Raw genomic sequence first — 24224 nt, forward strand, 5'->3', positions numbered from 1 at the left:
TCGCCCTCACTGTCATCGTCAAAACGACCGTTCGGTCAGACCCGGTAGCCAGAGTGAGTTCCCTCGGTGGTTTGCAGCCAAAACCCCAAACTTGCCTGTTTTGAAATTAACAAAGCCTCGACTCTAACAACCGATCTTATGCCTCACAAAGGAGCAAATGAAACATGAAGATTCTCTCACTCGCGGCCGCTTTGGCAGTTGCTGCAACAACGTCATTTGCTGGCGGCGACCACGATATGTCGATGGGTACTGTCACTAACTTGGACCGCAAATCAAATGTGGTGACAATCAACCACGGCCCGCTCAAAAACATCAACATGCCAGCGATGGAAATGGGGTATGCGGTTGCCAAGCCTTCGATGCTGAAAGGCCTTCGCAAAGGCTCCCAGATCCATTTCGTCGTCGAGCAAATCAACGGCCAGTACATTGTAACAGAGATCATGAAATAAAAAACGTCATGTTGAGACTCCAGGGCCGTTACTCTGCTGGCCTATTTAAGGACACACAATGAGTACGACCCTGGAAATCGAATCGTTTACAATTTCCGGTCTTTTCGGTTGGACACATCATATTGCGGACTTGGTGGGGTTTCGGATCATTGAAAATCCACCCCATTGGCTGCATATGGCGCTGCACTTGATCCTAGTAATTGCGCCACTCGTTTCTCTGTTCGGTTTCCTGGTAGTATTAGCGCAGATTATTAAAAAAGCGGCTCGGAACAGTCTGTTTTCTGATGAATATCGCGCTGAGTTTGCGCTTGTTCGTAATTTGATAGGATTGCGCTGGCACGAACAAGTTAGCGTGATTTTTCTTGGTTTGTTGGCACAGCCAGTTCTATATGCGACCCTTGAATTGCCAAAACGCATTGTTAATGGTGCGATCGAATCAAATCACTTCCCTGTTGAAATTCTTGGCGCTCGATACACGCAACTAGAATTTCTTGGCGTCTTGTCAGGCTTGTATCTTATTTCCCTGATCGTGAGTGGCGCGATCAAATATTGCATAAATGTCAGAAAGGGAGAGATCGGAGAGCGAACGCTTTTGAGGCTTCGTCTGGTGCTCTACCGGGCATGGCGCCGCGCACCGGAAGGCCGGCGCAAATCCGAAGTCATTCCATTGTCGACGAGTGAAATTGAGCCTATCGGAGGGTTTGCGGGAGAGGTTCTGGCGACACCTGTGTTCCAAGGCGGCACATTGGTCACTGTCCTGTTGTTTATGTTCATTCAAGACCCGATATTGGGTGCGGCGGCGATGACACTAGTACCTTGTCAGCTGTTCATCATACCCATTTTGCAAAGATGGGTGAACAAGCGGATGAGACGTCGCATTCGTGCTGTTCGCGCATTTGGAGACGTTCTTGGTGAGCAAACCGGTGATGTGTCCCGCCGATACATAACTCGCAAAACACTCTCAGCTGCTCACCAGCTTAGAAACACAAGACTGGACTTGCAGCGTGCGAAGTATTTGCAAAAGGCAATCAGCAATTTTCTCATGTCACTAACGCCTTTTCTGCTCTACTCGATTGGAGGCTGGCTTGTCATTGAAGGCCGACTATCACTTGGGGCCTTGGTGGCAGTAATTGCGGCTTTCAAAGATTTTTCCAGTCCTTTTCGGGAACTCATTCTATACTATCAGAATTCTTCCGATGTCAGGCTGCGAGCAAGGGAGTATGAGAGTTTCTTGCTGCAATGCGGAAGAGTAACCCACGGACTGAAGTTGAAGCAAAGGTATAGTCGCCCACAATTCTTTTAAATCGAAGGAACTCCATGATGCGTTTTACCCGGCATGTTTTGGTGATGGGACTAATTGGGTCGACGGTAGCTAGTCTGCCTGCACACGCGGATGGCGTCGAGCAGTCCTTGGAAGGTCTTCATGGCATCTACATAAGCAAACTGTGTGTTACCAGCGGTCTTCAAGATGGCGACGCTGAGATTGAGATGGTCATCGAGAACACTTCGGCCGAGATGATGTTCCTAGATGGGGTCGCATCTGATGTATCTTCGGGCGGTGAGTTATACTTCAAAGATCTCGTAGGTTCGACGATCGCGCATAATGGGTTTGGCATTGATGAAGGGGAAATACTTGACGTCTCGAGTTCCCATATCGGCGCGCGATTAACTGATCTCAAGCAAGATCTCAGCCCAGGCGACCATCCAACTGTTTTCTTGAGTTTCAGGCACGGAACACTGGAGGTCACGGCACATGTATTACCGAGAGGTCAATGCTGACCATGACCGGGGCATACAAACCTCCAAGTGGCGCAAACCGCAACTTCGATGTGATCCGGTGATCGCGAAGCTGAAGCATCCCACCCTCATTAAAAAATCCCCATGGAGATAAACAAATGAAAAAGACCACCCTTTTACTCTCACTAATCGCGGTCTCCGCCGCAAGTCTCGTTTGGGCGCATGGTGACCTGCTCCCCTGAAAAGTCCGCGGTTTGAAGTTAGCCTGTTCTCCAAACGAGGAGACAAACGATGCGGAAGAGCCGATTCAGCGAAGAACAGATCATTGGCATCTTGAAGGAGCACCAAGCTGGCATCGGGGCCAAGGAGCTCTGCCGGAAGCATGGCATCAGTGATGGCACGTTCTACAAGTGGCGTTCGAAGTATGGCGGCATGGAAGTGTCGGAGGCCAAACGGCTGAAGGCGCTCGAAGCCGAGAACGCGAAGCTGAAGAAGATGCTGGCGGAACACATGCTCGACGTGGCCACGCTGAAGGAAATGCTGGGAAAAAACTTTTGAAGCCCGGTGCAAGGCGGAGAGCCGTGGACTGGGCCATGACAGAGAAGAACTACAACCAGCGGCGGGCCTGTGCCTTGGCCGGGATTGATCCGCGCGTCTACAGGCGGCGACCAGCCAGGCCTGAGGATACAGAGCTCCGAGAGCGGCTGAAGGAGCTCTCCGGGGAGCGTCGGCGGTTTGGCTACCGACGACTGCACCTCCTACTGGGCCGAGAGGGCTGGCAAGTTAACTGGAAGAAGCTCTATCGGATCTACCGTGAAGAAGGCCTGACAGTGCGCAAGCGTGGCGGTCGCAAGCGAGCGATTGGAACGCGTGCGCCGATGACGATCCCGCAAGGGCCAAACCAGCGATGGTCCCTGGACTTCGTCTCAGATAGCCTTTCGGACGGGCGCCGGTTCCGGGTGCTTTGCGTCATCGACGACTTCAGCCGGGAATGCCTGGCCGCGGTCGTGGACACCTCACTCTCCGGCCAGCGGGTTGCCCGTGAGCTCGATAATATCGCCCGAACGCGCGGTTATCCGTGCATGGTGGTCAGCGACAATGGGACCGAACTTACGTCGAATGCCATCCTGAAATGGCAGGAAGACCGGAAGGTCGAGTGGCACTACATCGCGCCTGGGAAGCCCATGCAGAACGGCTTCGTCGAGAGCTTCAACGGCCGCCTGCGAGACGAGTGCCTCAACGAGCATCTGTTCGCAAACCTGCGCCACGCCCGGGAGCTGATCGCGTCTTGGCGTGACGATTACAATCACCATCGCCCCCACACGAGCCTCGACGGGCTCACTCCGTGGGAGTATCACCAACGGTCAATAGAGGACCAAACACTGAACAGAGCGAACTAACAACCGCGGACTCAAAGGGGAGCAGGTCAGTTACCACAGCCCGATACTCAATTCCAAAAAAGCCGATTTTTGACTTTTTTCGTCCGCCAAGAGAAAGGCGGACCTGAGTAGCTCACGCTCTTCAAGGGCAGTGAACACTTCTATTTTTCTTCGATGATCCCCAAGGGGTGCAATCTTGGTAACGATGCTGCGGATAAGGCGTCTACAGGATTGTAACCACCTAGCAGGATCTCCGTGATGGAAAAAGAAGAAAAGACATACACCGACTCAAACACCCCGAAACCAGGCGAGACTGCCGCGTGCTGTTGTCGCAAGAATACCAGCATGCAAAGCGAGATCGTCAGGTCACGCGGAAACACTTCGGGGACTGAAGGCCGAGAAAGTGACGACGGTCGCACACACACTAAAACGGTGGGCTTGCGATGAATTCTCACTCTTTTCGCGACGGGCTGAAACAATAGGAGATATCCAATGACAAAAATGACCTCGATAGCCACCGCACTTGCCATTTCGCTCGCAACCCCAGGACTGCTGTTGGCCCAGGGCCAACATGATCATAGCAGCGGTGGGGCTGCCAAAAGCGATGTGCCTGAGCACGCCAGTGGCCAAGTTGGCATGATGCAGAACATGATGGCTATGATGACGCAAATGCACAACGCAATGATGGGCGGTCATGCTCAAGGCAATGCAATGGATAAGGATCGATCCGTGATGAAGTATATGATGGGGCCTGGCACGAGGGTCATGTCATCTCCGGAAACAGGCAGAGAAGTGATGCTTGCTAAGTCAAACGAATTTGATGCAAACAACGATGGTGTACTGTCGCTCGTTGAGTTCGAGGCACTTCATGCTGCGATGATCCGTGAGACAACGGTTGACAGGTTTCAGCACCTTGACGCGGACGGCGATGGAGCCATCACTGAAGCGGAAATTGCCGCTCCAATCGAGCGGATGAGGATGCCAAGTGCTGCTACAAAGCAGCACGGGCAAGTACCTCAGAACAATTGAGCCAAAGCATAGTCTCTGCGAGGCAAACGGGAAAGAGTGCCAACTTCCGATCATGGAAGTTGGCAAAGTGATCTCCCGGCTTGGGCACTACAAAGCGCCTAATTTGCCAAGCGGTACTGATTACCTCTTTCAAAAACAAATGGACTCTCGACAATGAACACACACCGAGAAACCGCACACGCCGCGACGGAGGACAGCATATTTGTTTGCCCGATGCACCTCGAAGTGCGTCAGAGAGAGCCCGGCGACTGCCCAAAATGCGGTATGCATCTGGTGCCCGAAGCGGAGATTGAAGAACACGGGCAAAGCGCGCACCATCACTCTGGCGCTAATGACATACTAGGTGCCGAGTACGATACGGTGCCACTGGAGTACGTCGGCGTCGTGTACACCTGTCCAATGCATGCGCAAGTACGCCAGACACATCCCGGTTCATGCCCGATATGCGGTATGGGTTTGGAACTGGAAAACGCAGCTATGGTGGAAGATGGCCCAAACCCCGAGCTCGACGATTTTTCTAGACGCTTCTGGGTCGGTGCCGTTCTTACGCTGCCGTTGCTTGTTTTGACGATGGGACCATATGTTGGTTTCCCTGAAGTCCGCCAGATATTCGGTGAGCGAACGACGCTTTGGATTGAATTGGTGTTGGGTACCCCGGTTGTATGGTGGTGCGGCTGGCCGTTTATGATACGGGGCTGGAATTCGTTTAAAACTCTGAATCTCAACATGTTTTCCCTAATCTCCATGGGGGTTTCGGCCGCATGGGTGTTCAGCGTGGTGGCTGTTCTTTCGCCGGAAGTTTTCCCTGATGGTTTCCGGGACAGCGAAGGCCACGTTGGTGTCTATTTTGAGGCGGCAGCAGTAATTGTAACACTCGTTTTGTTGGGTCAAGTTATGGAGTTGCGCGCGCGAGAGGGCACCGGCAAAGCGATACGGGCACTCCTCGATATGGCCGCCAAGACCGCGCGCATCCTAAACGCAGATGGCAGCGAGGCGGAGGTGCCTCTGGATGATGTAAAGGTCGGCGACAAGGTTAGGGTCCGACCCGGTGACAAAGTGCCCGTCGACGGTGTTGTGGCGGAAGGGCATTCGTCCATAGATGAAAGCATGATATCGGGAGAGCCAATCCCCGTCGAAAAGGTTGTGGGCGACACTGTCACCGGAGCAACCATAAATGGGACCGGATCGCTGGTTGTTGAAGCCACGCGCGTTGGGTCGGACACCGTGCTGTCCCAAATTGTAGAAATGGTCTCAAACGCTCAGAGATCACGTGCACCGATCCAGAAATACGCGGATCGAGTGGCAGGATTGTTTGTGCCAGCTGTTATTGCGATTGCAGTCTTGGCCTACATCGGTTGGGCCATATGGGGACCCGCTCCGGCCCTGTCCTATGCTCTAGTCGCAGCCGTTGCGGTTTTGATAATCGCATGTCCGTGTGCGTTGGGTCTGGCGACCCCAATGTCAATTATGACGGCCACCGGCCGAGGTGCGCAAGCAGGCGTATTGATCAAGAACGCGGAAGCATTGGAACGGTTTGAAAAGGTCGACACTCTAATCGTGGACAAGACGGGTACGCTCACGATGGGTCAACCGCGCCTTGTTGCAGTTTTACCTGAGGCGGGACATGAGGAAGAAGAGGTACTGCGCCTCGCTGCTACCCTGGAAAAAGGATCCGAGCATCCTTTGGCAGAAGCCATCGTGGCCGGAGCCGACGAACGCGGGGTAGCTTTGGCCAAAGCCAGCGATTTCCAAGCTATCACCGGTAAGGGCGTAACGGGCGTGGTTGACGGATATACGGTGGCCCTCGGCAATCACAGACTGGTCAAAGACCTCGGGCTTGATGCCGGCGATCTGATCGAGACGGCCAATTCCCGAAGAGACGACGGTGAAACAGTGATGTTTGTAGTGGTGGACAACGCGCTTGCCGGGCTTGTGGCCGTGTCCGACCCGGTCAAAGAAACGACGCCCGATGCGCTGGAAGCTCTGCATAAATTGGGCTTTCGAATCATTATGGCCACGGGCGACAATGAACGCACTGCCAGAGCCGTAGCAACCAAGCTGGGCATTGATGAGATTCGAGCTGATGTTCTGCCGGAAGACAAGGCTGCAATTATCAAGGATCTACAGGGGCAAGGTAAGAAAGTCGCGATGGCCGGCGACGGTGTTAACGATGCTCCCGCACTGGCACAAGCAGACGTGGGCGTTGCTATGGGAACAGGCGCGGACGTAGCCATCGAAAGCGCCGGTATAACTTTGGTGCAAGGTAACCTTGACGGCATCGTCAGAGCACGTCGGTTGTCGCGTGCAACGATGCGAAACATTCGCCAAAACCTATTCTTCGCATTGATTTACAACGCGAGTGGTGTGCCGATCGCCGCCGGCCTTTTGTATCCGCTTTTTGGCATTTTGATCAGCCCAATGTTCGCCGCTTTCGCGATGAGCGCATCATCGATCTCGGTAGTGCTGAATTCACTCCGCCTACGTGGCGCTAAAATCTGAAAAGGAACAGCAAAATGCATGAACATACCGATCACGAAAATCAGAACGAAGCTGGCGGGGATGCTCATCCACCGTCCTTCTGGAAATCCCGCGCGGGGGTCTATTTGATCGTCGCACTTGTGCTCGGCGGTTTGCTGCTAGGTTTTGAGCATCGCGCGCATATCTTGGCCAGCAATTGGCTTCTTTGGCTTCCGCTACTGCTGTGTGTTGGCATGCACTTCTTCATGCATGGCGGGCACGGTGGTCACGGCGGGCATGGTGGTCACGGGTCGAAAGATGACCAATCATGACCGACCCGGGATCTTCTTATGGCCTTTGGCTGCTCGTGTTCATCAACTCAGCGGTTTTTATCCTGTTCGCTTTCAGCTTCTTCAAGCCGCAGACATCGCGTGACTGGCGCAGCTTCGGTGCCTTCAGTGCCTTTATCGTGGCACTTTTTGTCGAGATGTACGGGTTTCCGCTGACGATCTTCTTTTTGTCGGGTTGGCTCCAATCCAACTGGCCTGGGATCGATTGGTTCGCGCATGACAGCGGGCACCTGCCGGAAATGATTTTCGGCTGGAGTTCCAATCCGCATTTCGGACCCTTCCATTTCCTCAGCTTTGCATTCATCGGTGCGGGTTTCTGGCTGATCTCAGTGGCCTGGCATCATCTCTGGGCTGCACAGCGGGCCGGGCGACTGGCGGTCACGGGTCCCTACGCACGGATACGGCATCCGCAGTATGTGGGGTTCGTTCTCATTATGGTCGGGTTTCTGGTGCAATGGCCGACGATCCTCACGCTCGCCATGTTCCCGGTCCTCGTGTGGATGTATGCGCGACTTGCGAAAAGCGAGGAGGCCGACAGCCGTGCCCGGTTTGGGGAGGCCTGGGAGAGATATGCAGAGCAAGTTCCGGCGTTTCTGCCTCGATTCCGGGAAGTTGCCGCGCAGTGAACGCAAGCGATCTGTTCCGTTTTGCAAGGCTCAAGCTGGCTATGGGGAAACCGGAGCGACGTCAGTTTTTCCCGATGATCGAGCGCTCGTCTGCGAATTAATCGATGATTGAGTTTGATATCGGAAATGCACGACGGATTTGCGATTTGAAAGCGCCGAGACCGAGGGCGAACGGAGTGGGCAATCTGGTGATCCTCGGTGGTTCCGGTGATGTCGGGTCGCGGCTCACGCACCTTCTGTCCGACAATGGGGAGTGGAAGGTTTGGGTGGTTTCAAGGCGAAACCGCGTCGCTGAAACAGCACATGGAAACGTCGTTTACACCGCCCTCGACGTGGCGCGCCCCGGAGCGGCCAAGTCCCTTCCCGACGACGCCATCGTCGTCAATCTTACTGAAGCGACGCCACCGGAACTGGTTGCTGAATGCCTCGCAAGAGGCGAAACGGTTCTCGATACATCGGCGACGCCGAGCTATGTCGATGCCCTGATCCGGGCGGCGGCCGGGACAAACGGATGTCTTGTTACGGGCGTTGGGACGGCTCCGGGTCTCAGCACATTGATGGCGGCAGATCTGGCAAGCGACGAACGGGTAGAGACGCTGCGTATCGGACTCGAGCTTGGCATGGGCCGTCACTATGGGCAGGCAGCGGCTGAGTGGTTCTTTCGGGCGCTTGGACTACCTTATTACGACCCGGTCACGGGCCGGTCTGTATTTCCTGGCAAGAAGCCGTGGCGATTTAATTTCACGCGGAACGAGGCGCCGAGACTGGCGCTCGATGTGGCGTTTCCAGATGAGGGCATTCAACCCAATGGACGCGAAGTCCGTGTTCACCATTACCTGGCCGTTGATCCCCCTTTTTTCACACGCCTATTTGCAGTGGCACAAAAGCTTTGGCTCGGACGCTGGATGTCAGAGCATTCCCGGCGATTGACAAAGCTTTCAGGGTGGCTGCCGCAATTCGGGCAATTAAGAACACGGATTGCGGCGGTTGCGTTCGATCACGAAGGCAAAGAGATCGCCTCGAACCTGTTCGAAGGTGGCGATCAGGCTTATTTGACGGCTGCGATGATATTGGTGACACTTGAGGCAATGCGGTCCGGCGATGCGCGACAGGCAGGGGCTAATTCCATTGTTGACCACCTTGATCTGGAGCAGGCGCTGAGCGGTCTGCGTCGCCACTTTCCAGGCATAGAGCCTATGTACATGAACACTCGGCCCAAGCCGACCTAAGAAACAAGAATGACGGGACATGTTATGAAACACGATCATGGCGGCGACGGCTACAAGAAGAACTCCATAACGCTGGGCGGTGCAGTTGCCATGGGAACCGGCGTCATGATCGGGGCAGGGATCTTTGCCCTGACAGGGCAGATTGCCGAACTGGCCGGGCCGTTCTTTCCCATCGCCTTCATCATCGGTGCAATCGTCACCGGGTTCAGCTCCTACAGCTACATCAAGATGTCCAATGCCTGGCCCTCGGCAGGGGGGATCGGGATGATCCTGCAAAAATGCTACGGACCGGGGGCCGTTGCAGCAGGTGCGGCGCTTCTAATGGCGCTCAGCATGGTGATCGCGGAAAGCCTCGTCGCCAGGACCTTTGCCACCTATCTTTTGCGCCCTTTCAATATCGAGGGCGGGCCGCTGGTGCCCGTCCTGGCTGTTGGGGTAATCCTTTTCGCCTTCCTCGTAAACATCGCGGGCAACCGTTCAATCGGGCTGTTCTCGATGGTCATGGCCGCAATCAAGATCGGCGGTATCGCGGTCTTCGGCATCGCCGCCCTGTGGTCGAGCGGGTTTGAATTCGCTGCCGCGTCGCGGGACGCTGAGGATTTCGGTCCGATGGGTTTCGTGGCCTCGGTCGCGCTTGCCATTCTTGCGTTCAAGGGGTTCACGACGATCACCAACAGCGGCGCCGAGATCACCGATCCCAACCGCAACGTGGGGCGCGCGATCATGATTTCGATTGCGCTTTGCGTCGTCGTCTACTTGCTAGTGGCTTTCGGTGTCGGGTCCAGCCTCACCATCGACGGGATCATCGCCGCCAAGGACTATTCGCTCGCCGAGGCAGCGGAACCGGCACTGGGGCAGGTGGGCTTCCTGCTGACGGTTCTTCTGGCAGTCGTCGCAACGGCATCTGCCGTGCTGGCCAGCGTCTTTGCTGTCTCGCGGATGCTTGCGATGCTGACGGATATGAAGATGATCCCGCATAGCCATTTCGGCATGTCCGGACCGATCCAGCGGCATACACTGGTCTACACGGTGGTGATCGCATCCTTTCTCGCCGTGTTCTTCGATCTGAGTCGCATCGCGTCGCTCGGCGCCTTCTTCTACCTCATCATGGATATGGTCGTACATTGGGGTGTCTGGCGGTTCCGCCGGACGGAAATCGGCGCCTCTGGAGTCGTCATTCTTGCGGCGCTCGGGTTCGATGCAATTGTTCTCGTCGCGTTCACCGCCATGAAGCTGCAGAGCGATCCGGCCATCGTCGCCTATGCGGCCCTCGCGATCCTCGGCGTCTTTCTGTTCGAACGCGCCTACCTGTCGCGTTGGCTGGCACCTCAAGATGGGCCCGGCCACAGTTGACGGATCATGTCACACAATCGGTTCGCGATGGGCAGCGCGCGGGTCTTGCAATGCTCGTCGGTCTTGCTCTGGGTATGGTGGCCGCGAATTCGCAGCTGTCGGATACCTACGCGCTTGTTCACCATCTGCCTCTGCGGGTGGGATCACGAGCATGGGCAATCGAAGCCCCTCTGATTGAGTGGATCAATCAGAGTCTTCTGACGGTCTTCTTCTTTCTCATCGGCCTTCACACAAATCACGAGCTGACCCGAGGTGCGCTATCCGAACCCTGTGCGGCCATGCTTCCGGCAAGTGCGGCACTTGGAGGCATGATCGTGCCAGCGGTGATTTATCTTGGGTTCAATTTCGGAGACGCTGTCGCCTTGCGCAGGTGGGCGATACCGATCGCAACAAACATTGTGCTGGTTCTTGGTGTCCTTTCGCTTGTTTCAGGGCAGGTGGCACCCGCGATGATCGCCTTTGCGACGGCAGCAGCGATGTTTGACGGCCTCGGGTCAGTGGCCGTCATCGCCCTGTTCTACGGAGACTTCGATCAGCTTTGGCCGCTTTGGTTGGTGGCCGGCGGCTTGGCAGGTCTGCTTGTGCTCAACCGAACCCGAAAGGCCTCTCTCGTGCCCTACCTCGCCATGGGCTGCGTTCTGTGGGCGGGATTGGTCATGGCCGGAATCGAAGGGGCCATAGCCGGGGCAATCGTCGGGTTTACCCTGGCGCTTTCGTCGTTCCCGTCAAAAGCGACCGAGGGAACCGAGAGACGCGTTTCACCATTTGCACTGTTGTTTGTCGTGCCGATCTTCACCTTCTTCAACGGCGGCGTCGTGCTGGATTTTGTTCCCGCTGACCAACAGGCGTGGTCTGTCGCAATCGGTATCGCGATTGCTTTGATTTTCGGAAAGCCTTTGGGAATTCTCGGCGGAACACTTCTGGCGCTTAGCCTGCGCATCGGAGCCCTACCGCCCGACACATCGATGCGGGATGTGCCGGCGATCGCGCTGCTGGCGGGTGTCGGCTTTACCATGAGCTTGTTCATCGTGGGCGCGGCATTCGATGCGACCCCGGTTGCAGCGACGGTAAAACTCGCCGTTGTGAGCAGTTCGGCCATCGCCGTCGTGCTTGGCACCCTTGCCCTCAAGCTCCGCTGATCTGCCGGAGCCGGAACACTGGGATGCCTAGTTCTTGTCTTTGTCACTGTCTGTGGGCCTGACGCAAGGTTGCCAGTTCCACAGGCGGTTCATGGTCGCGAAGAGGAAGGACGCGGACCAGGCGATCAGGAGCAATCCGTTGAGGGCTTCGACGCCGGTAAGAAACCGCAAATGCCCTTGCGGGAGGATATCTCCGATCCCTAGCGAGGTGTAGATGACAGCCGAAAAGTATAGGTAGTCAAGCGCATCATTCATTTCTTCGCCTTCAAAAGATCCGATTTCTAGCACCTCCACGGCGATCCAAAATCCACTTGCGAAGAGTGCTATTTGAAACAGATGAGTGATGAACAGCAGAGTTACAATCGATAGCACACGAGTAGACGGCCGCATTGGGATAGACGCCATTCTCCCGGAACAGAAACTCAGCAATACCGAATGCACACAGGCGGTTGCCAGGAAAAGCGCGACGGAAATCAGAACAGAATACATCATTGTACAGAACCTTAGGTTTCAGCAGGTGCATCGATCAATAACCTTTGGTGATAGTGTCCTGCGGTGACTAACTGTTGTCCCGAACAGGTTGGCCTTTAGGTGCGACCGCAATGCGGTGGGAACGTGGAATTGAGGTTACTATTTATACAACATAAACTTCATTATGCGTCTTTATACTTAGTGTTGCGATAGTATATTATCGTATGTATTCTGAACTCCTATCACGGAGGCTCCACAGCATGCGCCATTTACTCAAGAAGCTCCTCCCCTCGGTCGCAGTCGCTTTGACCGTGACAGGTTTTTCGCTGCCGGTACCCGCCCGCGCGCAGACATACCCGATCGATTGCGCGATCCTCCTGTGCCTGTCTGGCGGCTGGCCTGCTTCCGTCCCTTGCGCCCGAGCCCGCGCCGAATTCATCCGGCGGATTACGCCTTGGCCGGTGGAACCCCCACTGCAAATCTGGCGCTGTCCCATGGGCGCGTCCTATGAGAGCGATCGGCAATCAAACAATGCTGACCGCATCATTCAAGCCTTGTACCGGACCGACAGCCGTCGACCGCTCCAATCCTTGCCAGTAGATAATCTCGTTCCCACAGATTTCACCCTGCGGCTTGTTCAGGACCGCGCGGACATCGATATCAGCGGGCCAGAGTTCAATTTCGTTCGGTCCATCCGCGTCTTCGATGTACGGTATGCACGACAGCACGATTCCGGGCGCGATGGGGATTGTAACCGAAGCGCGACCGTGGTCCTCGGCACCTACGGGACCCAAGGCGATTTCTCATGGCAGCGATCTTCCATAACTGCCCTGCCCGAGGCCCATGTGGGACTTGAACGTTGGGGCCAGAATTGCCCGGGTATCTATCACCGATCTGTCTTCGTCGATTGGCGTGACTATGAGGGCAACTACGGCTTCGAACAGGTGAACTACTAGCGCTGACAAAGACAGCTTTGCCATCATGCTACGAGAATTTGAGCGTTCTGAGTTGCTCAAATACCGGCCCTTCGCTGCTTTCGGTGCGTATGTCCGGAGAGCGGGACTTTTCCGGCTTTCGCTGCGGTGGCACCAATGTCGGCTATTCACGAACCTACATGAGCTTGATTTTTACCCGCACGACCAAACTCAAAGCAAAGCTGTTTTGCGATGGTAGTTAAAGGTAATTTATAGAGTTCAGAGACGTCGGATGCCCGATTGCTAGTTTTGAAGTACCCACCAATCATCGTCGAAGGGTCCACCACTGCTACCACCACCGCCGCCTCCCCCACGCCGTATACCCCTGCCAATGCCACCTCCAATGACATTGCCAATGCCTGCGCCGATGGCCGCGCCGGGGACGCCGAAGCCAAGTCCAGCCCCTACACCTGCACCAATAACACTGCCAATGTACTCGCCTTCATCTTCGTATGTCTCGCGTTCGTCATCCGATTTGTCAGCAACAGCTTTGAGTTTTTCGGCAGCGGCGTACAACGGTATCGGCAACTTATCTTGCGTCGTATCGAGAAAGAGCTCGTCTTCTTTGACGGATAGTGCGTTTGCTATGGCACCCAAATGCCCGACAAAACGAGCACGCTGCGTTACCCGTTCCTTTTCTTGGATAAGGGCCTCTATTTCGTCAGCGATTTGGCGCGTTAGTCCGATTACCTCTTGCGGTGTCATTGTCCCTGTCAAACCCTTTTTCTCGGATCAGCTGAAAGCCCATTCGCACTAGTGTGATCCTGTTGTACTGCAACATTATACTGCGCTCGGCGCAAGCTTTGACCTTACTAGGTTGTTGGCTTCATAACCGAAGAGGACATTCGCTGTGTCACAGAAAGCTGGTAATTTGGGCTCCTTCGAGACCTTCGCTGCCATCTACTCCAATGACCGGTACGCTCGCAGACCCTTTCCATCAATATGAACTGGCGGCAGCCTGAGAAGCCTATCCACTGTCACTTTTTCCGATCCGCGTGAGCGCATCGAAGTCGATTTCCTGCTTCTGTTCCGCACCCAGATCTGGCCGGATTTCCGATACCGGCTGAGGCCCATGGACGTCCCACATCACCGCATGTGAGCCTGTACTCCAGCGATAAACCCAACCAACAACACTGCACCCATCGGTCCCGATCAGATTGGCGATCGCGACGCCCTCACCCCTATCATCGTTCACTGTTTACTGACTTCCTGCACTGTGGCGCTGCGAATTGCGGCGTGGGGTTGCAGAGCGTTCACTACGACCGCGCGCCGGGCTTCTTTGATGTTGGCTAACTGGTCCTCAAGGAGGGAATGATCATCAGACCGGGAAAATGGGTTTCCGTGTTCTCAACAATTCATTGGCTTCAAATCCTGTGGTCGGGCTCCGTGGCGGCTTCAACGATCGCCAGAAGCTGGAACGGATCAAAGCCGATGGCACGCGCCAAAACGACCAGTTCGACAACGTCGACCCGGCGCTGACCGCTTTCAAGACGGGCAATAAGGGATTGGTGGCATCTGAGCCTATCCGCCAAGTCTTTCTGGCCGAGGCCCGCTTTGATGCGCGCGTCGACCAACGCCTGGCAGAGTGCCACTTGCCCTTTGCTTCTGATTGTCTTTGCCACGCGTCACATACCTTTTGTGACGTCGCTAGCGGATGAAATCTGTTATCTAAAAAGTAGATATATGAGGGTGTTATCGGCGTCTGGTTTCCATGGGCTGCAAGTCTGATGCTCCCGAGGTTGCCCATCAATCCCCTACCAATTGCAGAAATCGGCCATAGTCCTCGCTGACTTCGCGCGCTTCCTCGAAGGCGCGGGCGCGCTCGCTGTCGAGGCAACGGAAGTAGCTCTGGATATCCTGGATGTAATCTTCGAAGTCGCCACGGATGATGTCCGAATAGTCCCGCGCGGCCTGCGAATCGCTTGGCATGAAAGGACGGGCCGGGGCGAAGCAGGATTCCGCCAAAACCGGCCCGGGAACGCAGATTAGAAGGACTATAGCTTGCAATGGGAGCAGGCCTGTCAACCTTGGGTTTCTCAAACCTGTTATCTCCTTGATCGCAGACACTGGCCGTGACTAGTGTTTGCGTGACCAAACTACAGCTAAAGCACGATATTACATCTTGCGGTTGATAGTATACTATCGTAACTCTGGGCTTCAAGTAGGAATGCCCGGGATTGCGCCATTGGAGAAAGCGTGAGCCGGGCCATGAACTGGGACATCGAAGCACCAAATGTGGTTACGGAAGCCAGGTTCCGCGAGCTCGTGGAAAGCGGCTATAGCGCAGAAATCCTGTGCCAAGAGTCGGCACATAAGAAAGGCCCCAGCTATTACGGGGTCTGGATCATGCGTGTTGTCTCTGATGACGGGGTGGAAAAGCTCCTCGTCACCGCCCGCACGCGGACGACCTACAACGATATCAAGATCCGCGAGTTCAAGACGATCTCCGGCGTGGTGTCTTTCTTCATTGGCCTTGGCTTTGCGCATGTCGACCTGCCGCTTGAAGCGGGGACAAGCCGGACCCACAAACTCGCCCCGTCAGACAAAGCCCCATCAGACAAGGGCGCTGACAACTAACCTCGTCTGTCTCTGGCTGGTCGCAGCACCTGCCTCAGCGCAAATGGTCCTGGTCATGGAGAGCGACGGCTCTCTGACCCCATCCCGGTCTCAGAGCAGTTTTGCTCGGAACTACAATGATGGCATCGGTCAGGGATCGGCTGCCGATGAACTTGCGATTTTCGGCAGCGATGAAACTGTGCCAGAGCGAGAAGCGATGCGCTTTGCAGCCCGTGTCGGTCCGGCACCCCTGCCCCGCGCCGATGTCCTCTCCGGGATTCAGACCACGGCCTTGCGCTATGCCGACCATCCCGGCCTGCGTCGCGCGGGGCTTTCCGTGACGGATTGGCTGGCTCTCTATCGGGCCAATATCGAGGTTGAGAGCGCTTATCGGCAGGATGCGATTTCAAGTGCAGGTGCCATTGGCCTTGGTCAATTGATGCCAGCGACGGCGCGTGATCTGGGCGTCGACCCGCGTGATCCGCTGCAGAACCTCGACGGCTCCGCCCGCTACCTCGCGATGATGCTGGAGACGTTCGGCGATCCGCACCTGGCGCTGGCTGCCTACAACGCCGGACCCCATGCGGTCCGCCAGTATGGCAGCGTTCCCCCCTACCGAGAAACCCAGAACCACGTGGCCCGCGTCATGGCCGTCGTGGCCCGATTGGAAGGATCAAATTCATGAAACAGATTTCAAACCTCTTTGTCGCTTCGCTGGCGCTATTCCTGTTCATTGCCGAGCCCGCCCTTGCACAGAGCATCGATCTCTCCCCGATCCAGAGCTTGTTGCAGGGTATTGTCGATGCGCTGACCGGACCTCTTGGTGTGGTCATCGCCACACTCGCGGTCCTCGGCGTTTTTTTGAGCTGGTTCTTCAACATCATCGACCTGCGCCAAGCGCTTTGGGTGCTTGTCGGCATCGCCGGTGTCGCGGCTGCCCCCACCATCGTTGCCGCGGTCTTTGCCGGTGGCTGAGCGCGCGCCTCTCTTTCTGGGGCTCGTGCGCCCGCCGAAGCTTCTGGGCCTGCCCATCATGTATGCGATGGTCTGGCTCTTTGGCTCGGTGCTCCTGTTCGTCTGGGTCCAGCATATCGCGGTGCTGGCTGTCGCGGCCCTGCTCTATCCGGTGCTGTGGAAGGCCGCCGATTGGGACCCGCGCTTCATCGACGTGATGATGACGGCGCTGCAGGAGACACCGCCCACGCGCAACAGGTCCATTCATGGCGGGGACAGCTATGCCCCGTGATGACGCCCGTGATGCTGCGCTCGATGCCCGCACAATGACGCCAGACTGGTATGCGCGCGAGACCCGCCTCGCGCACATGCTGCCCTATGTAAGCTTAGTTGATGACCAGACCGTGCGGACCCGGGTCAACGAGCTTTTCCAGTGCATCCGGCTCGACGGGGTCAATAGCTACACGACCGATGACGCCTATCTCGACAAGGTGACCGCGCTCTTTGCTCGGATCATTGCGCAATTGGGTCCGGAGTTCAGCTATTACGTCCATAAGGTCTCGAAGGCGATCACGTCGGACCTCGAGCCCCTGCGCGAGGATAGTTTCGCGGGAGAAGTCGACCGGCTCTGGCGCAAGAAGCTAGAGACCAGCGGGCTGCGCGACAAGACGCTCACCCTTACGATCATCCATCGCCCGCCTCCAAAAAGCGTCCTGCCATTCCTGAACCGCAGCGCGCCGGATCGCCTCAAGGAAGCGACCGAAAAGCGCCTTCGCCGATTGGGCGAGGCCGTGAGTGTCTTCCTGTCAGGCCTGACGGAGCTGAATCCGCGTGTGCTAACCGCCAAAAGCGGCGAGTTGATCGGGTTTCTGGGGGCGCTCAACACGGGAACGGAACTGCCGCTCTATCCGGCAAACACCTACGGCTTTCTGTCCTTCAACGTCGCCAATACCCGCGTGACCTTTCACGGCGACCATTTCGAGCTTTCCGAGGGCGTCGTGGGCCACCGCTACGGCAAGAGTTTCACCATTGGGGAATACTCGGAAGGCACCTCCTGCACCATGTTCGACATGCTGAACCTGCCGGTCGACATGATCGTGACGCACTCCTTCACGCCGATCAATTCGAACCTCATGGCGGGCCGCATCAAGCGGCAAAAGCGCCAGATGCAGGCCAGCCAGGACGCCGCCCTCTCGCTTCTGGAAGCCCTCGACATCGCCGCCGATGATCTCGAGGCCAAGCGCCAAAGCTTCGGCGAGCATCACATGGTCGTGACGCTCTTCTGCGAAACGCTCGAAGAACTGCAAACCCTCAGCGCCGAAATCGTGAACGCCGCCGCGACCGAAGGCGTGAAGATGATCGGCGAGCGGGTCGCCGCAAAGGCCCATTACCTCAGCCAGCACCCCGGCAACCAGCCAAAGCGCGTTCGCGCCAGCGCCGTCACCAACCGCAACTTCGCGGATTTTGCGGCCTTCCACCGGACACAGCTCGGCAAACCTGCAGCACTTACCCCCTGGGGCCGGGTCGTCACATATTTGCCCACGCCGGAGCAGAGCGCCTACCGGTTTTCTTATCACGAGCAAGGCTCGCCCGACAAAGAACCGACCAGCGGGCATACCCTGATCATGGGGCGGCCCGGGTCGGGCAAATCGGTGCTATCGGCCTTCCTGATGACCCAGGCCCGTCGAGCAGGGGCGCGGATCTTCGTCTTCGACTACCGTCTCGGTATGGAGATGGCGGTGCGCGCCAATGGCGGGCGCTACGCCTCCCTGAACGCAGGCCAGCCCACGGGTCTCAATCCGCTCTGGACCGAAACCGATGCGCGGGGGACCGCCTGGCTCTCGGACTGGCTTGCCACGCTTCTCTACCGCGCCGACAAGCCCCTGACGCCGGCACAGACCAATCGCATCCAGGAAGTCGTGCGCCAGAACGCGCAGGCCACAAACCCGGCCCTGCGGAACTGGCGGGATTTCGCATCGCTTTTTGTGTCCACCGATGATGGCGGCGATCTGCACCAGCGCCTGCTCGAGTGGACCGAAGACGGCCGCTATGGCTGGATCTTCGGGCAGAGCCTCGAGGACACGTTCTCGCTCAAAGGCGATGTGGTGGGCTTCGATCTGACCGGCATTCTCGACAGCGAGGCCGACAAGGAGCGGATGGCGGTTCTCTCCTATCTTTTCCGCCGGGTCGAACGCGAGATCGAAGACCGCCGCCCCACCATCATCGTGATCGACGAGGCCTGGAAGGCCCTCGATAACGCGTATTTCGCCGAGCGGCTGTCGAATTGGCTGGTCACCGCGCGCAAGCAGAACACGGTCGCGGTGATGATGACGCAATACGCAAGCCAGCTTGAGCGCACCCGGACCGGCAAGACCATCGTCGAGGCGGTGCCGACGCAGATCCTGCTGCCCAATATCCGCGCGCAGCCTGCGGATTACGCCATGCTGAACCTAACGGAGAAGGAGCTCGACGTCCTTCTCAACACGGGCAGCAACAGCCGTTTGGCGCTGATCCGCGACGATCAGGGCTCGATCGTGGTCGATGCCGATCTCAGTGCTCTCGGGCCCAATCTCACCATCCTCGGCGGCATGGAGAAAGGCGAGGCGCTCGTCGGCGCCGATTACCGCGACCGCCCCGACTTCTGGAGACTCTCATGATTCGCATTTTGTTGCTTCTCACCGCGCTCGGCGCTTTGGCCTCCTGCGCCCAGTATCAGGAACCGCAGGCCAATTGCTTCACGTTCTTGGCCTCGACAACACCCATTGCTCCGGATTGCACTTTCACGCCCCTTGGCACCCCGGATCGCGAAATTGAAGTCTAGCCTGCCTCATATCCTGGCCCTTTGCCTGCTGCCTGGCGCCGCCTTATCCCAAGGTGTGCCGACCAATGACAGTGGGCTGACCGCGCGTGATATCGTCGAAACAGGCGATCGCGAGGCCGACTTGGCCCTGCAGGCCGATAAGCTCGCCGTACGCGAGCTCATTGCCGAGATCGAACGCGAGCAACTGGAAACCCTGCAACGCATCCTCGATGCCCAAACCAGCTTCGGCGGTCAAGGACTGTCGGCGATGGTCTCGGGCCTGGAAAGCGGCAGTGGCGATCCAGCCCGCTCTGTCGAAGCGGTCTATGGCACGGGTGACATTGATCCCAATCCCGGCGGTGCGCAGATGTTCGGGGATGCGGCGGAAAACATCGAGCAGCTCATTATCCGCGTGGCTCAGGAGACCAGCGGCTTTGCCGGCGTTGGCCGCGCGGGCCTCTCCCCGGTCCAATGGCGCGCACTCCTACAGGCGCTCATCTGGCAGGAAAGCCGGTTCACGATTGGCGCCCGCTCACCCGTCGGCGCCTTTGGCCTCACCCAGATCATGCCCGGTACCGCCAGCGATCTGAGCATCAATCCGGAATACTATGACAGCCCCTACCTGCAGGTGCATGGCGGTGCACGCTATCTCGCGACACAGCTCAACACCTTCGACGGCAATATCATCAATGCGCTCGCGGCCTATAACGCGGGACCCGGCCGGGTGTTCGAATATGGTGGCGTGCCGCCCTTTGCCGAAACCCAGCATTACGTTCAGGTCATTCCCGAACGCTACAATCTCTACCTGAGCCGTATCGGCGGGATCGAAGCGCTCGGCACGATTGATCCGGCACTTCTCGCCAATGCGAACCTCTCAATCACCGGGCACGGCGCGGCCTTCTATGGCAACAATTCCCCTGCGGCGATTAGGCAGGCCGCCTTCCGTATTGCGGACATCGTCGAGCGGATTTCCGAAACGGAAGATGTTCAGGAAAGCATCGCGCTCAACACCTATGCCCGCGCCGAACTCGTACGCCTCGTCGCCGCCCGCATCCGGCTTCAGGCGGCGCGCACCCGCGTCCTTTCCGCCGAAGAGCTGGCTCAGGCCAGTGCGCGTATGGCCGAAGGCACGTTCATGGAATTCACGATCAGGGAGATAGACTGATGAGAGATTTGCTCGTGAGGACGGCATTGGCCACGACGCTTGGGATCGGTCTGCATCTCGGCACCCTGTCCGCTGCCGTGGCGCAAGGTGTGCCGGTCGTCGACACCCAGAATATCGCGCAAAACATCCAGCAGCTCCGGCAGATGATCGAAGACGAGATTCTGCAAAAAGAGCAGCTGACGCAGCTCCGTGAACAGCTTGCCACACTCACGGATCAACTCGCGGAGCTGCAAAGAACTTATGAAGCACTCACCCGCCTTGCCGAGCTTCCCGAGATCATCCGCACGGAAATGGAAGACGAGTTGAACGGCCTGCTCGACCAAGAGTTCGGCGACATCCTCGCCACGATTGAGGCGATCAAGACTGGGGATTTCTCGGGCCTCTCGGGCTCCGGCGCAGGCGAGATCGAAACCCAGATGGACCGCGTTCTGGCCGACCTCGGCTTTGACGAGGACACCCTCTCGGAAATGGCCACGAGCGGAAATCCCGGAGCCAACCGCGTGGCGACGCAGGCAACAACCGGCGCGCTCGTCTCAGCCGCCGCCCAGAACAGCTATGAAGATGCCGGCCAATCGCTCGAGCGGGTCGACCGCCTTGTGGGGCTTATCGACGACATGGACGAACTCAAGAAAAGCATCGATCTCAACACGCGCGTGACCGCGGAGCTCGCCATTGCGCTGGTCGCCATGTGGCAGCTCGAAGCCATCCAGACCGTGGGCGATGGCACGGGAGGCGTGATCGATGCCGCCACCATCGCCGAAGAGCAGCGCTTCATGGATTTCACCTTGCCGGACCTGCGGGCCGAGTAATCGCAGGGGCATGAATGGTGGCGACTGAACAAGAAATCATCGAGGAAGAACTGGTCTACGGTGCCCTGCGCCGCGAACGGCTCTGGCAACGCCTTGGCCTGATGGGCCTTGTCTTCGGTATCATCGGCTGTCTGAGTGCCGCGGCTGTCTCGATCCTCGATGTCGACCCGCCCCCCGTCGTTGTCCCCTATGATCCCGCCACCGGCTTTGCACTCCCCGAAGCCTCGGTGGGCGCCTCCTCGGTGACCGCCAACCAGGCGATCATCGAGGCGGAGGTGTTCCGCTATGTGACCGACCGGGAGGTCTATAACCAGCTGGACAACGATCTGCGCATCCGCAGCGTCCTGCGCCGCTCGGACGGAGCTGCCGAGAGCGGGCTGCGCCAGATCTGGAACAGCGCCAACGAGAATTACCCGCCGACGGTCTATGGCCCCAATGCTCGGCTCGACGTGGAAATCCTCAGCATCAACCGGATCGGAACCAACCGCGCGACGGTCCGCCTGCGCAAGCGCCTGACGTCCATTAACGGCACCCAGACCGGCCTCTTCACTGCGACGCTTCTCTTCGAGTTCCGCCCGGAGACCCGTCGCTCCATCGATGAGGTCTGGACCAATCCATTCGGCTTCACCGTCCTCGAATATTCCATCCGCTCCGACAGATTGGAGAACTGACGTTGTTGTTTATAAGATCGCTTATTTTTGTCATTGCCCTGTTGCCCGGCCTTGCCTCCGCCGAAGCCATCCCGCGCAGCGGCCCCAATGACAATCGGGTTCGGCTGGCCACCTATCAGGAGAGCCAGGTCTATCGTCTCAATGTCTCGCTTACCCATGTGACGACCATCGAATTTGGCGAAGGTGAAAGCATCCGCTCGATCATCGCAGGCGACACGGAGGGCTTCGAGATTGACGGCGTGCCCGGCGGTCAGGCCTTCGCGATCAAGCCGGTGGCGCGCGGTGTCCATACAAACGTTACCGTCTACACGAACAGGCGGAGCTACTATTTCAACGTCCAGGAGGTCCGCAGCCCAACCTTCTACGTGGTGCAGTTCCGCTACCCCGAAGACAATACGCGGCCCACACGTGCCATCGCGGCCCAAGCGCCGAACTATAATTACGGTGCCAGCGCGCGGACCGAGTTCACCCCTACCCGTGTCTGGGATGACGGGACGTTTACGTATTTCGAATTTCCGCGGAACGCGCCGGTGCCTGCGATCTTCCGCTACGCCAATGGCCGTGAACGCACGGTCAACACGCAAGCCACCGAGGACGGCGTGATCCGGGTTTCAGGCGTGACCCGACAATGGGTGCTGCGGGTCGGAGACGAGGTGGTCTGCATAGAGGTGACGCCACCTGCGGGAATAGGCTCATGAGCGACACCGAAAACGCAGACCTCGAAAAGCGCCTCGCTGCTCTAGAACAAGGCAAGGGCGCAGGTTCGACCCCTGCCCCACGGCGCTCACCGCTGCTCGCTTTGGTCGTCGTCCTCGTGATCGGCGCGGGCGGAGCGTTGCTCTATCTCATGTCCCAACCCGAGGAAGAGGAAGCCCTTCCCACGGCCACGCCGGACGTGTTCCAGAACGAAGGCGACGGGTTCGGCGCCATCGAGACCTTGCCCCCGCCCGAGCCCGAGGTTGTGTTCGTCGCACCCGATCCGATCGAGCCCAATGCTGAGCTTCTGGCACAGCTCGCAGCCCTTCAGGCCCAGATCGAGGAATTGCGCAACGCCCCTGAACCGGTCGTCGAGGAAGACACCGCCGCCGCAGAGGCGATCGACGCGCTGACCGATCAGATCGCTGCGCTCCAAGCCGCCTCGGAAGCCGCACAGCAACGGTTCCAGGACGAACTGACGGCGCGGGATCGCAGCCTTGAGCAACTCCGCATGGATCTGGAACTGGCCCAGCTCGAGGCCAACCGCCCCCTCCCCGCACCCACCGGGCCCACCGAGGACGAGTTGCGGGCGCGGGAAGAAGAGCGGCTGCGCCGCGAGGAAGAAGCACGACGGCTCGCGGAACTTGAACGCCGCGCTGCTGAGGAACGCGCCTTCCAGGAGCGGCGCATCGCCTCGCCCACCATCGCGTTTGGCGGCACGTCCGGAGCGAATGAAACGGCTCTGACCGAACGCACTTTTGGCGAGGTGACGGATTTTGTGCTGAACGGGGCGCTGCCCTCTACCGTGACGCAGGCCGAGGTGATCGCCAATCCCTCAAACACCGTCATCCAGGGCACCATGATCCAGGCCGTCATGGAAACTGCCCTCGACAGCTCCCTGCCCGGCCAGACCCGTGCCGTGGTTTCCGAGGATGTCTACAGCGTCGATGGCGCGCGCCTCTTGATCCCCCGCGGATCCCGCCTCATCGGGCGCTACCGCGCCGGCGTCGATATCGCGCAGCGCCGCGTCACGATTGCCTGGGACCGGATCATCCTGCCCGACAACCAGACCGTCCAGATCAGTTCATTCGGGGGTGATGAACTGGGCCGTTCTGGCGTCACGGGTTTCGTGGACACACGCTTCGCCGAGCGTTTCGGGTCGGCCGCCTTGATCTCGCTGATTTCCGCGGCACCAAGTGCCGCCGCCTCCGAGGTCCAGGATGAGACTGCCGCCGACGTTCTCGAAGACGTTGGCGATGATCTGGCAGATGCCACGGACAGCGTCATAGGCGATTACCTCTCCATCGGCCCCGTCATCTATGTCGACCAGGGCGCGCGCGTCACTGTCATGGTCGACCGCGATCTGGAGATATTCTGAGC

The 24224-nt window shown here is 57.8% G+C and carries 27 protein-coding genes; 23 read left to right on the forward strand and 4 right to left on the reverse strand.

Going from position 1 to position 24224, the window contains the following annotated elements:
- Positions 1-164 precede the first annotated feature (164 nt).
- From SM764_RS18570 to nhaA, 11 genes are all read left to right on the forward strand, one after another.
- Complete coding sequence (locus SM764_RS18570; RefSeq protein WP_369002464.1) at positions 165-449, forward strand: copper-binding protein; 285 nt, start codon at positions 165-167, stop codon at positions 447-449.
- A 58-nt stretch (positions 450-507) separates the two neighbouring features.
- Positions 508-1752 carry an ABC transporter transmembrane domain-containing protein gene (locus tag SM764_RS18575; protein ID WP_369002465.1) on the forward strand — a complete coding sequence of 415 codons (1245 nt, stop codon included), beginning with the start codon at positions 508-510 and terminating at the stop codon, positions 1750-1752.
- 14 nt (positions 1753-1766) lie between these two features.
- Positions 1767-2228, forward strand: coding sequence for a hypothetical protein (locus SM764_RS18580; protein ID WP_369002466.1), 462 nt, complete (start codon positions 1767-1769; stop codon positions 2226-2228).
- 249 nt (positions 2229-2477) lie between these two features.
- A protein-coding gene (locus SM764_RS18585; protein ID WP_274836679.1) for an IS3 family transposase occupies positions 2478-3586 on the forward strand; the annotation gives its coding sequence in 2 pieces (ribosomal slippage) (positions 2478-2727 and positions 2727-3586; 1110 coding nt in all).
- A gap of 471 nt (positions 3587-4057) precedes the next feature.
- Positions 4058-4594: an EF-hand domain-containing protein gene (locus tag SM764_RS18590; RefSeq protein ID WP_369002467.1), complete on the forward strand. Its 537-nt coding sequence runs from the start codon at positions 4058-4060 to the stop codon at positions 4592-4594.
- Positions 4595-4807: 213 nt separating this feature from the next.
- Complete coding sequence (locus SM764_RS18595) at positions 4808-7093, forward strand: copper-transporting P-type ATPase (RefSeq protein WP_369002491.1); 2286 nt, start codon at positions 4808-4810, stop codon at positions 7091-7093.
- A gap of 14 nt (positions 7094-7107) precedes the next feature.
- Complete coding sequence (locus tag SM764_RS18600) at positions 7108-7383, forward strand: DUF2933 domain-containing protein (protein WP_369002468.1); 276 nt, start codon at positions 7108-7110, stop codon at positions 7381-7383.
- Positions 7380-8027, forward strand: a complete 648-nt coding sequence (locus SM764_RS18605; RefSeq protein ID WP_369002469.1) for a methyltransferase family protein — start codon at positions 7380-7382, stop codon at positions 8025-8027. The genes SM764_RS18600 and SM764_RS18605 overlap by 4 nt, the downstream gene beginning before the upstream one ends.
- 104 nt (positions 8028-8131) lie before the next feature.
- Positions 8132-9256 carry a saccharopine dehydrogenase NADP-binding domain-containing protein gene (locus SM764_RS18610; protein ID WP_369002470.1) on the forward strand — a complete coding sequence of 375 codons (1125 nt, stop codon included), beginning with the start codon at positions 8132-8134 and terminating at the stop codon, positions 9254-9256.
- Between the two features lie 9 nt (positions 9257-9265).
- Positions 9266-10609, forward strand: a complete 1344-nt coding sequence (locus SM764_RS18615) for an APC family permease (RefSeq protein WP_490363087.1) — start codon at positions 9266-9268, stop codon at positions 10607-10609.
- Positions 10606-11748, forward strand: coding sequence for a Na+/H+ antiporter NhaA (gene nhaA / locus SM764_RS18620; protein ID WP_369002471.1), 1143 nt, complete (start codon positions 10606-10608; stop codon positions 11746-11748). Before SM764_RS18615 ends, nhaA begins: the two co-directional genes overlap by 4 nt.
- 27 nt (positions 11749-11775) lie before the next feature.
- On the opposite strand, the gene SM764_RS18625 is transcribed toward nhaA, so the two are convergent.
- On the reverse strand, positions 11776-12240 hold the full coding sequence (locus tag SM764_RS18625) for an ion channel (protein WP_369002472.1): 465 nt from the start codon (positions 12238-12240) through the stop codon (positions 11776-11778).
- 239 nt (positions 12241-12479) lie between these two features.
- On the opposite strand from SM764_RS18625, the gene SM764_RS18630 reads away from it, so the two are divergent.
- On the forward strand, positions 12480-13175 hold the full coding sequence (locus SM764_RS18630) for a hypothetical protein (RefSeq protein WP_238529769.1): 696 nt from the start codon (positions 12480-12482) through the stop codon (positions 13173-13175).
- Between the two features lie 261 nt (positions 13176-13436).
- Here the strand turns inward: SM764_RS18630 and SM764_RS18635 are convergent, their stop codons facing one another.
- The 3 genes from SM764_RS18635 to SM764_RS18650 form a co-directional block, all read right to left on the reverse strand.
- Positions 13437-13898 carry a hypothetical protein gene (locus tag SM764_RS18635; RefSeq protein WP_369002473.1) on the reverse strand — a complete coding sequence of 154 codons (462 nt, stop codon included), beginning with the start codon at positions 13896-13898 and terminating at the stop codon, positions 13437-13439.
- A 659-nt stretch (positions 13899-14557) separates the two neighbouring features.
- Positions 14558-14815: a helix-turn-helix domain-containing protein gene (locus SM764_RS18645; protein ID WP_040610014.1), complete on the reverse strand. Its 258-nt coding sequence runs from the start codon at positions 14813-14815 to the stop codon at positions 14558-14560.
- A gap of 124 nt (positions 14816-14939) precedes the next feature.
- The gene (locus tag SM764_RS18650) at positions 14940-15191 is read right to left on the reverse strand and encodes a hypothetical protein (protein ID WP_025042455.1); all 252 of its coding nucleotides are present in this window, start codon (positions 15189-15191) and stop codon (positions 14940-14942) included.
- Between the two features lie 210 nt (positions 15192-15401).
- Between SM764_RS18650 and SM764_RS18655 the strand changes: the two genes are divergently transcribed.
- The 11 genes from SM764_RS18655 to SM764_RS18705 are packed head-to-tail and all read left to right on the forward strand — an operon-like array spanning position 15402 to position 24222.
- Complete coding sequence (locus SM764_RS18655; protein WP_055296398.1) at positions 15402-15770, forward strand: hypothetical protein; 369 nt, start codon at positions 15402-15404, stop codon at positions 15768-15770.
- Between the two features lie 43 nt (positions 15771-15813).
- Positions 15814-16434 carry a lytic transglycosylase domain-containing protein gene (locus tag SM764_RS18660; RefSeq protein ID WP_369002474.1) on the forward strand — a complete coding sequence of 207 codons (621 nt, stop codon included), beginning with the start codon at positions 15814-15816 and terminating at the stop codon, positions 16432-16434.
- Complete coding sequence (locus SM764_RS18665) at positions 16431-16724, forward strand: TrbC/VirB2 family protein (RefSeq protein ID WP_008282963.1); 294 nt, start codon at positions 16431-16433, stop codon at positions 16722-16724. The genes SM764_RS18660 and SM764_RS18665 overlap by 4 nt, the downstream gene beginning before the upstream one ends.
- Positions 16717-16995, forward strand: coding sequence for a VirB3 family type IV secretion system protein (locus SM764_RS18670; RefSeq protein WP_025042451.1), 279 nt, complete (start codon positions 16717-16719; stop codon positions 16993-16995). The genes SM764_RS18665 and SM764_RS18670 overlap by 8 nt, the downstream gene beginning before the upstream one ends.
- Entirely contained in the window at positions 16985-19360 is a 2376-nt protein-coding gene (locus tag SM764_RS18675; RefSeq protein WP_369002475.1) for a VirB4 family type IV secretion/conjugal transfer ATPase, read from the forward strand. Before SM764_RS18670 ends, SM764_RS18675 begins: the two co-directional genes overlap by 11 nt.
- Entirely contained in the window at positions 19357-19524 is a 168-nt protein-coding gene (locus SM764_RS18680; protein ID WP_369002476.1) for a hypothetical protein, read from the forward strand. The genes SM764_RS18675 and SM764_RS18680 overlap by 4 nt, the downstream gene beginning before the upstream one ends.
- Complete coding sequence (locus SM764_RS18685; RefSeq protein WP_369002477.1) at positions 19514-20668, forward strand: lytic transglycosylase domain-containing protein; 1155 nt, start codon at positions 19514-19516, stop codon at positions 20666-20668. The genes SM764_RS18680 and SM764_RS18685 overlap by 11 nt, the downstream gene beginning before the upstream one ends.
- Complete coding sequence (locus tag SM764_RS18690; protein WP_369002478.1) at positions 20668-21477, forward strand: type IV secretion system protein; 810 nt, start codon at positions 20668-20670, stop codon at positions 21475-21477. Before SM764_RS18685 ends, SM764_RS18690 begins: the two co-directional genes overlap by 1 nt.
- A gap of 14 nt (positions 21478-21491) precedes the next feature.
- The gene (locus tag SM764_RS18695) at positions 21492-22148 is read left to right on the forward strand and encodes a VirB8 family type IV secretion system protein (protein WP_036562862.1); all 657 of its coding nucleotides are present in this window, start codon (positions 21492-21494) and stop codon (positions 22146-22148) included.
- A 2-nt stretch (positions 22149-22150) separates the two neighbouring features.
- Entirely contained in the window at positions 22151-22846 is a 696-nt protein-coding gene (locus SM764_RS18700; RefSeq protein ID WP_369002479.1) for a TrbG/VirB9 family P-type conjugative transfer protein, read from the forward strand.
- The gene (locus tag SM764_RS18705; RefSeq protein ID WP_369002480.1) at positions 22843-24222 is read left to right on the forward strand and encodes a TraB/TrbI/VirB10 family type IV secretion system protein; all 1380 of its coding nucleotides are present in this window, start codon (positions 22843-22845) and stop codon (positions 24220-24222) included. The genes SM764_RS18700 and SM764_RS18705 overlap by 4 nt, the downstream gene beginning before the upstream one ends.
- Positions 24223-24224 lie beyond the last annotated feature (2 nt).

It is taken from the genome of Pseudophaeobacter sp. 1A16562 (assembly GCF_041008785.1).
GTDB lineage: Bacteria > Pseudomonadota > Alphaproteobacteria > Rhodobacterales > Rhodobacteraceae > Phycobacter > Phycobacter gallaeciensis_A.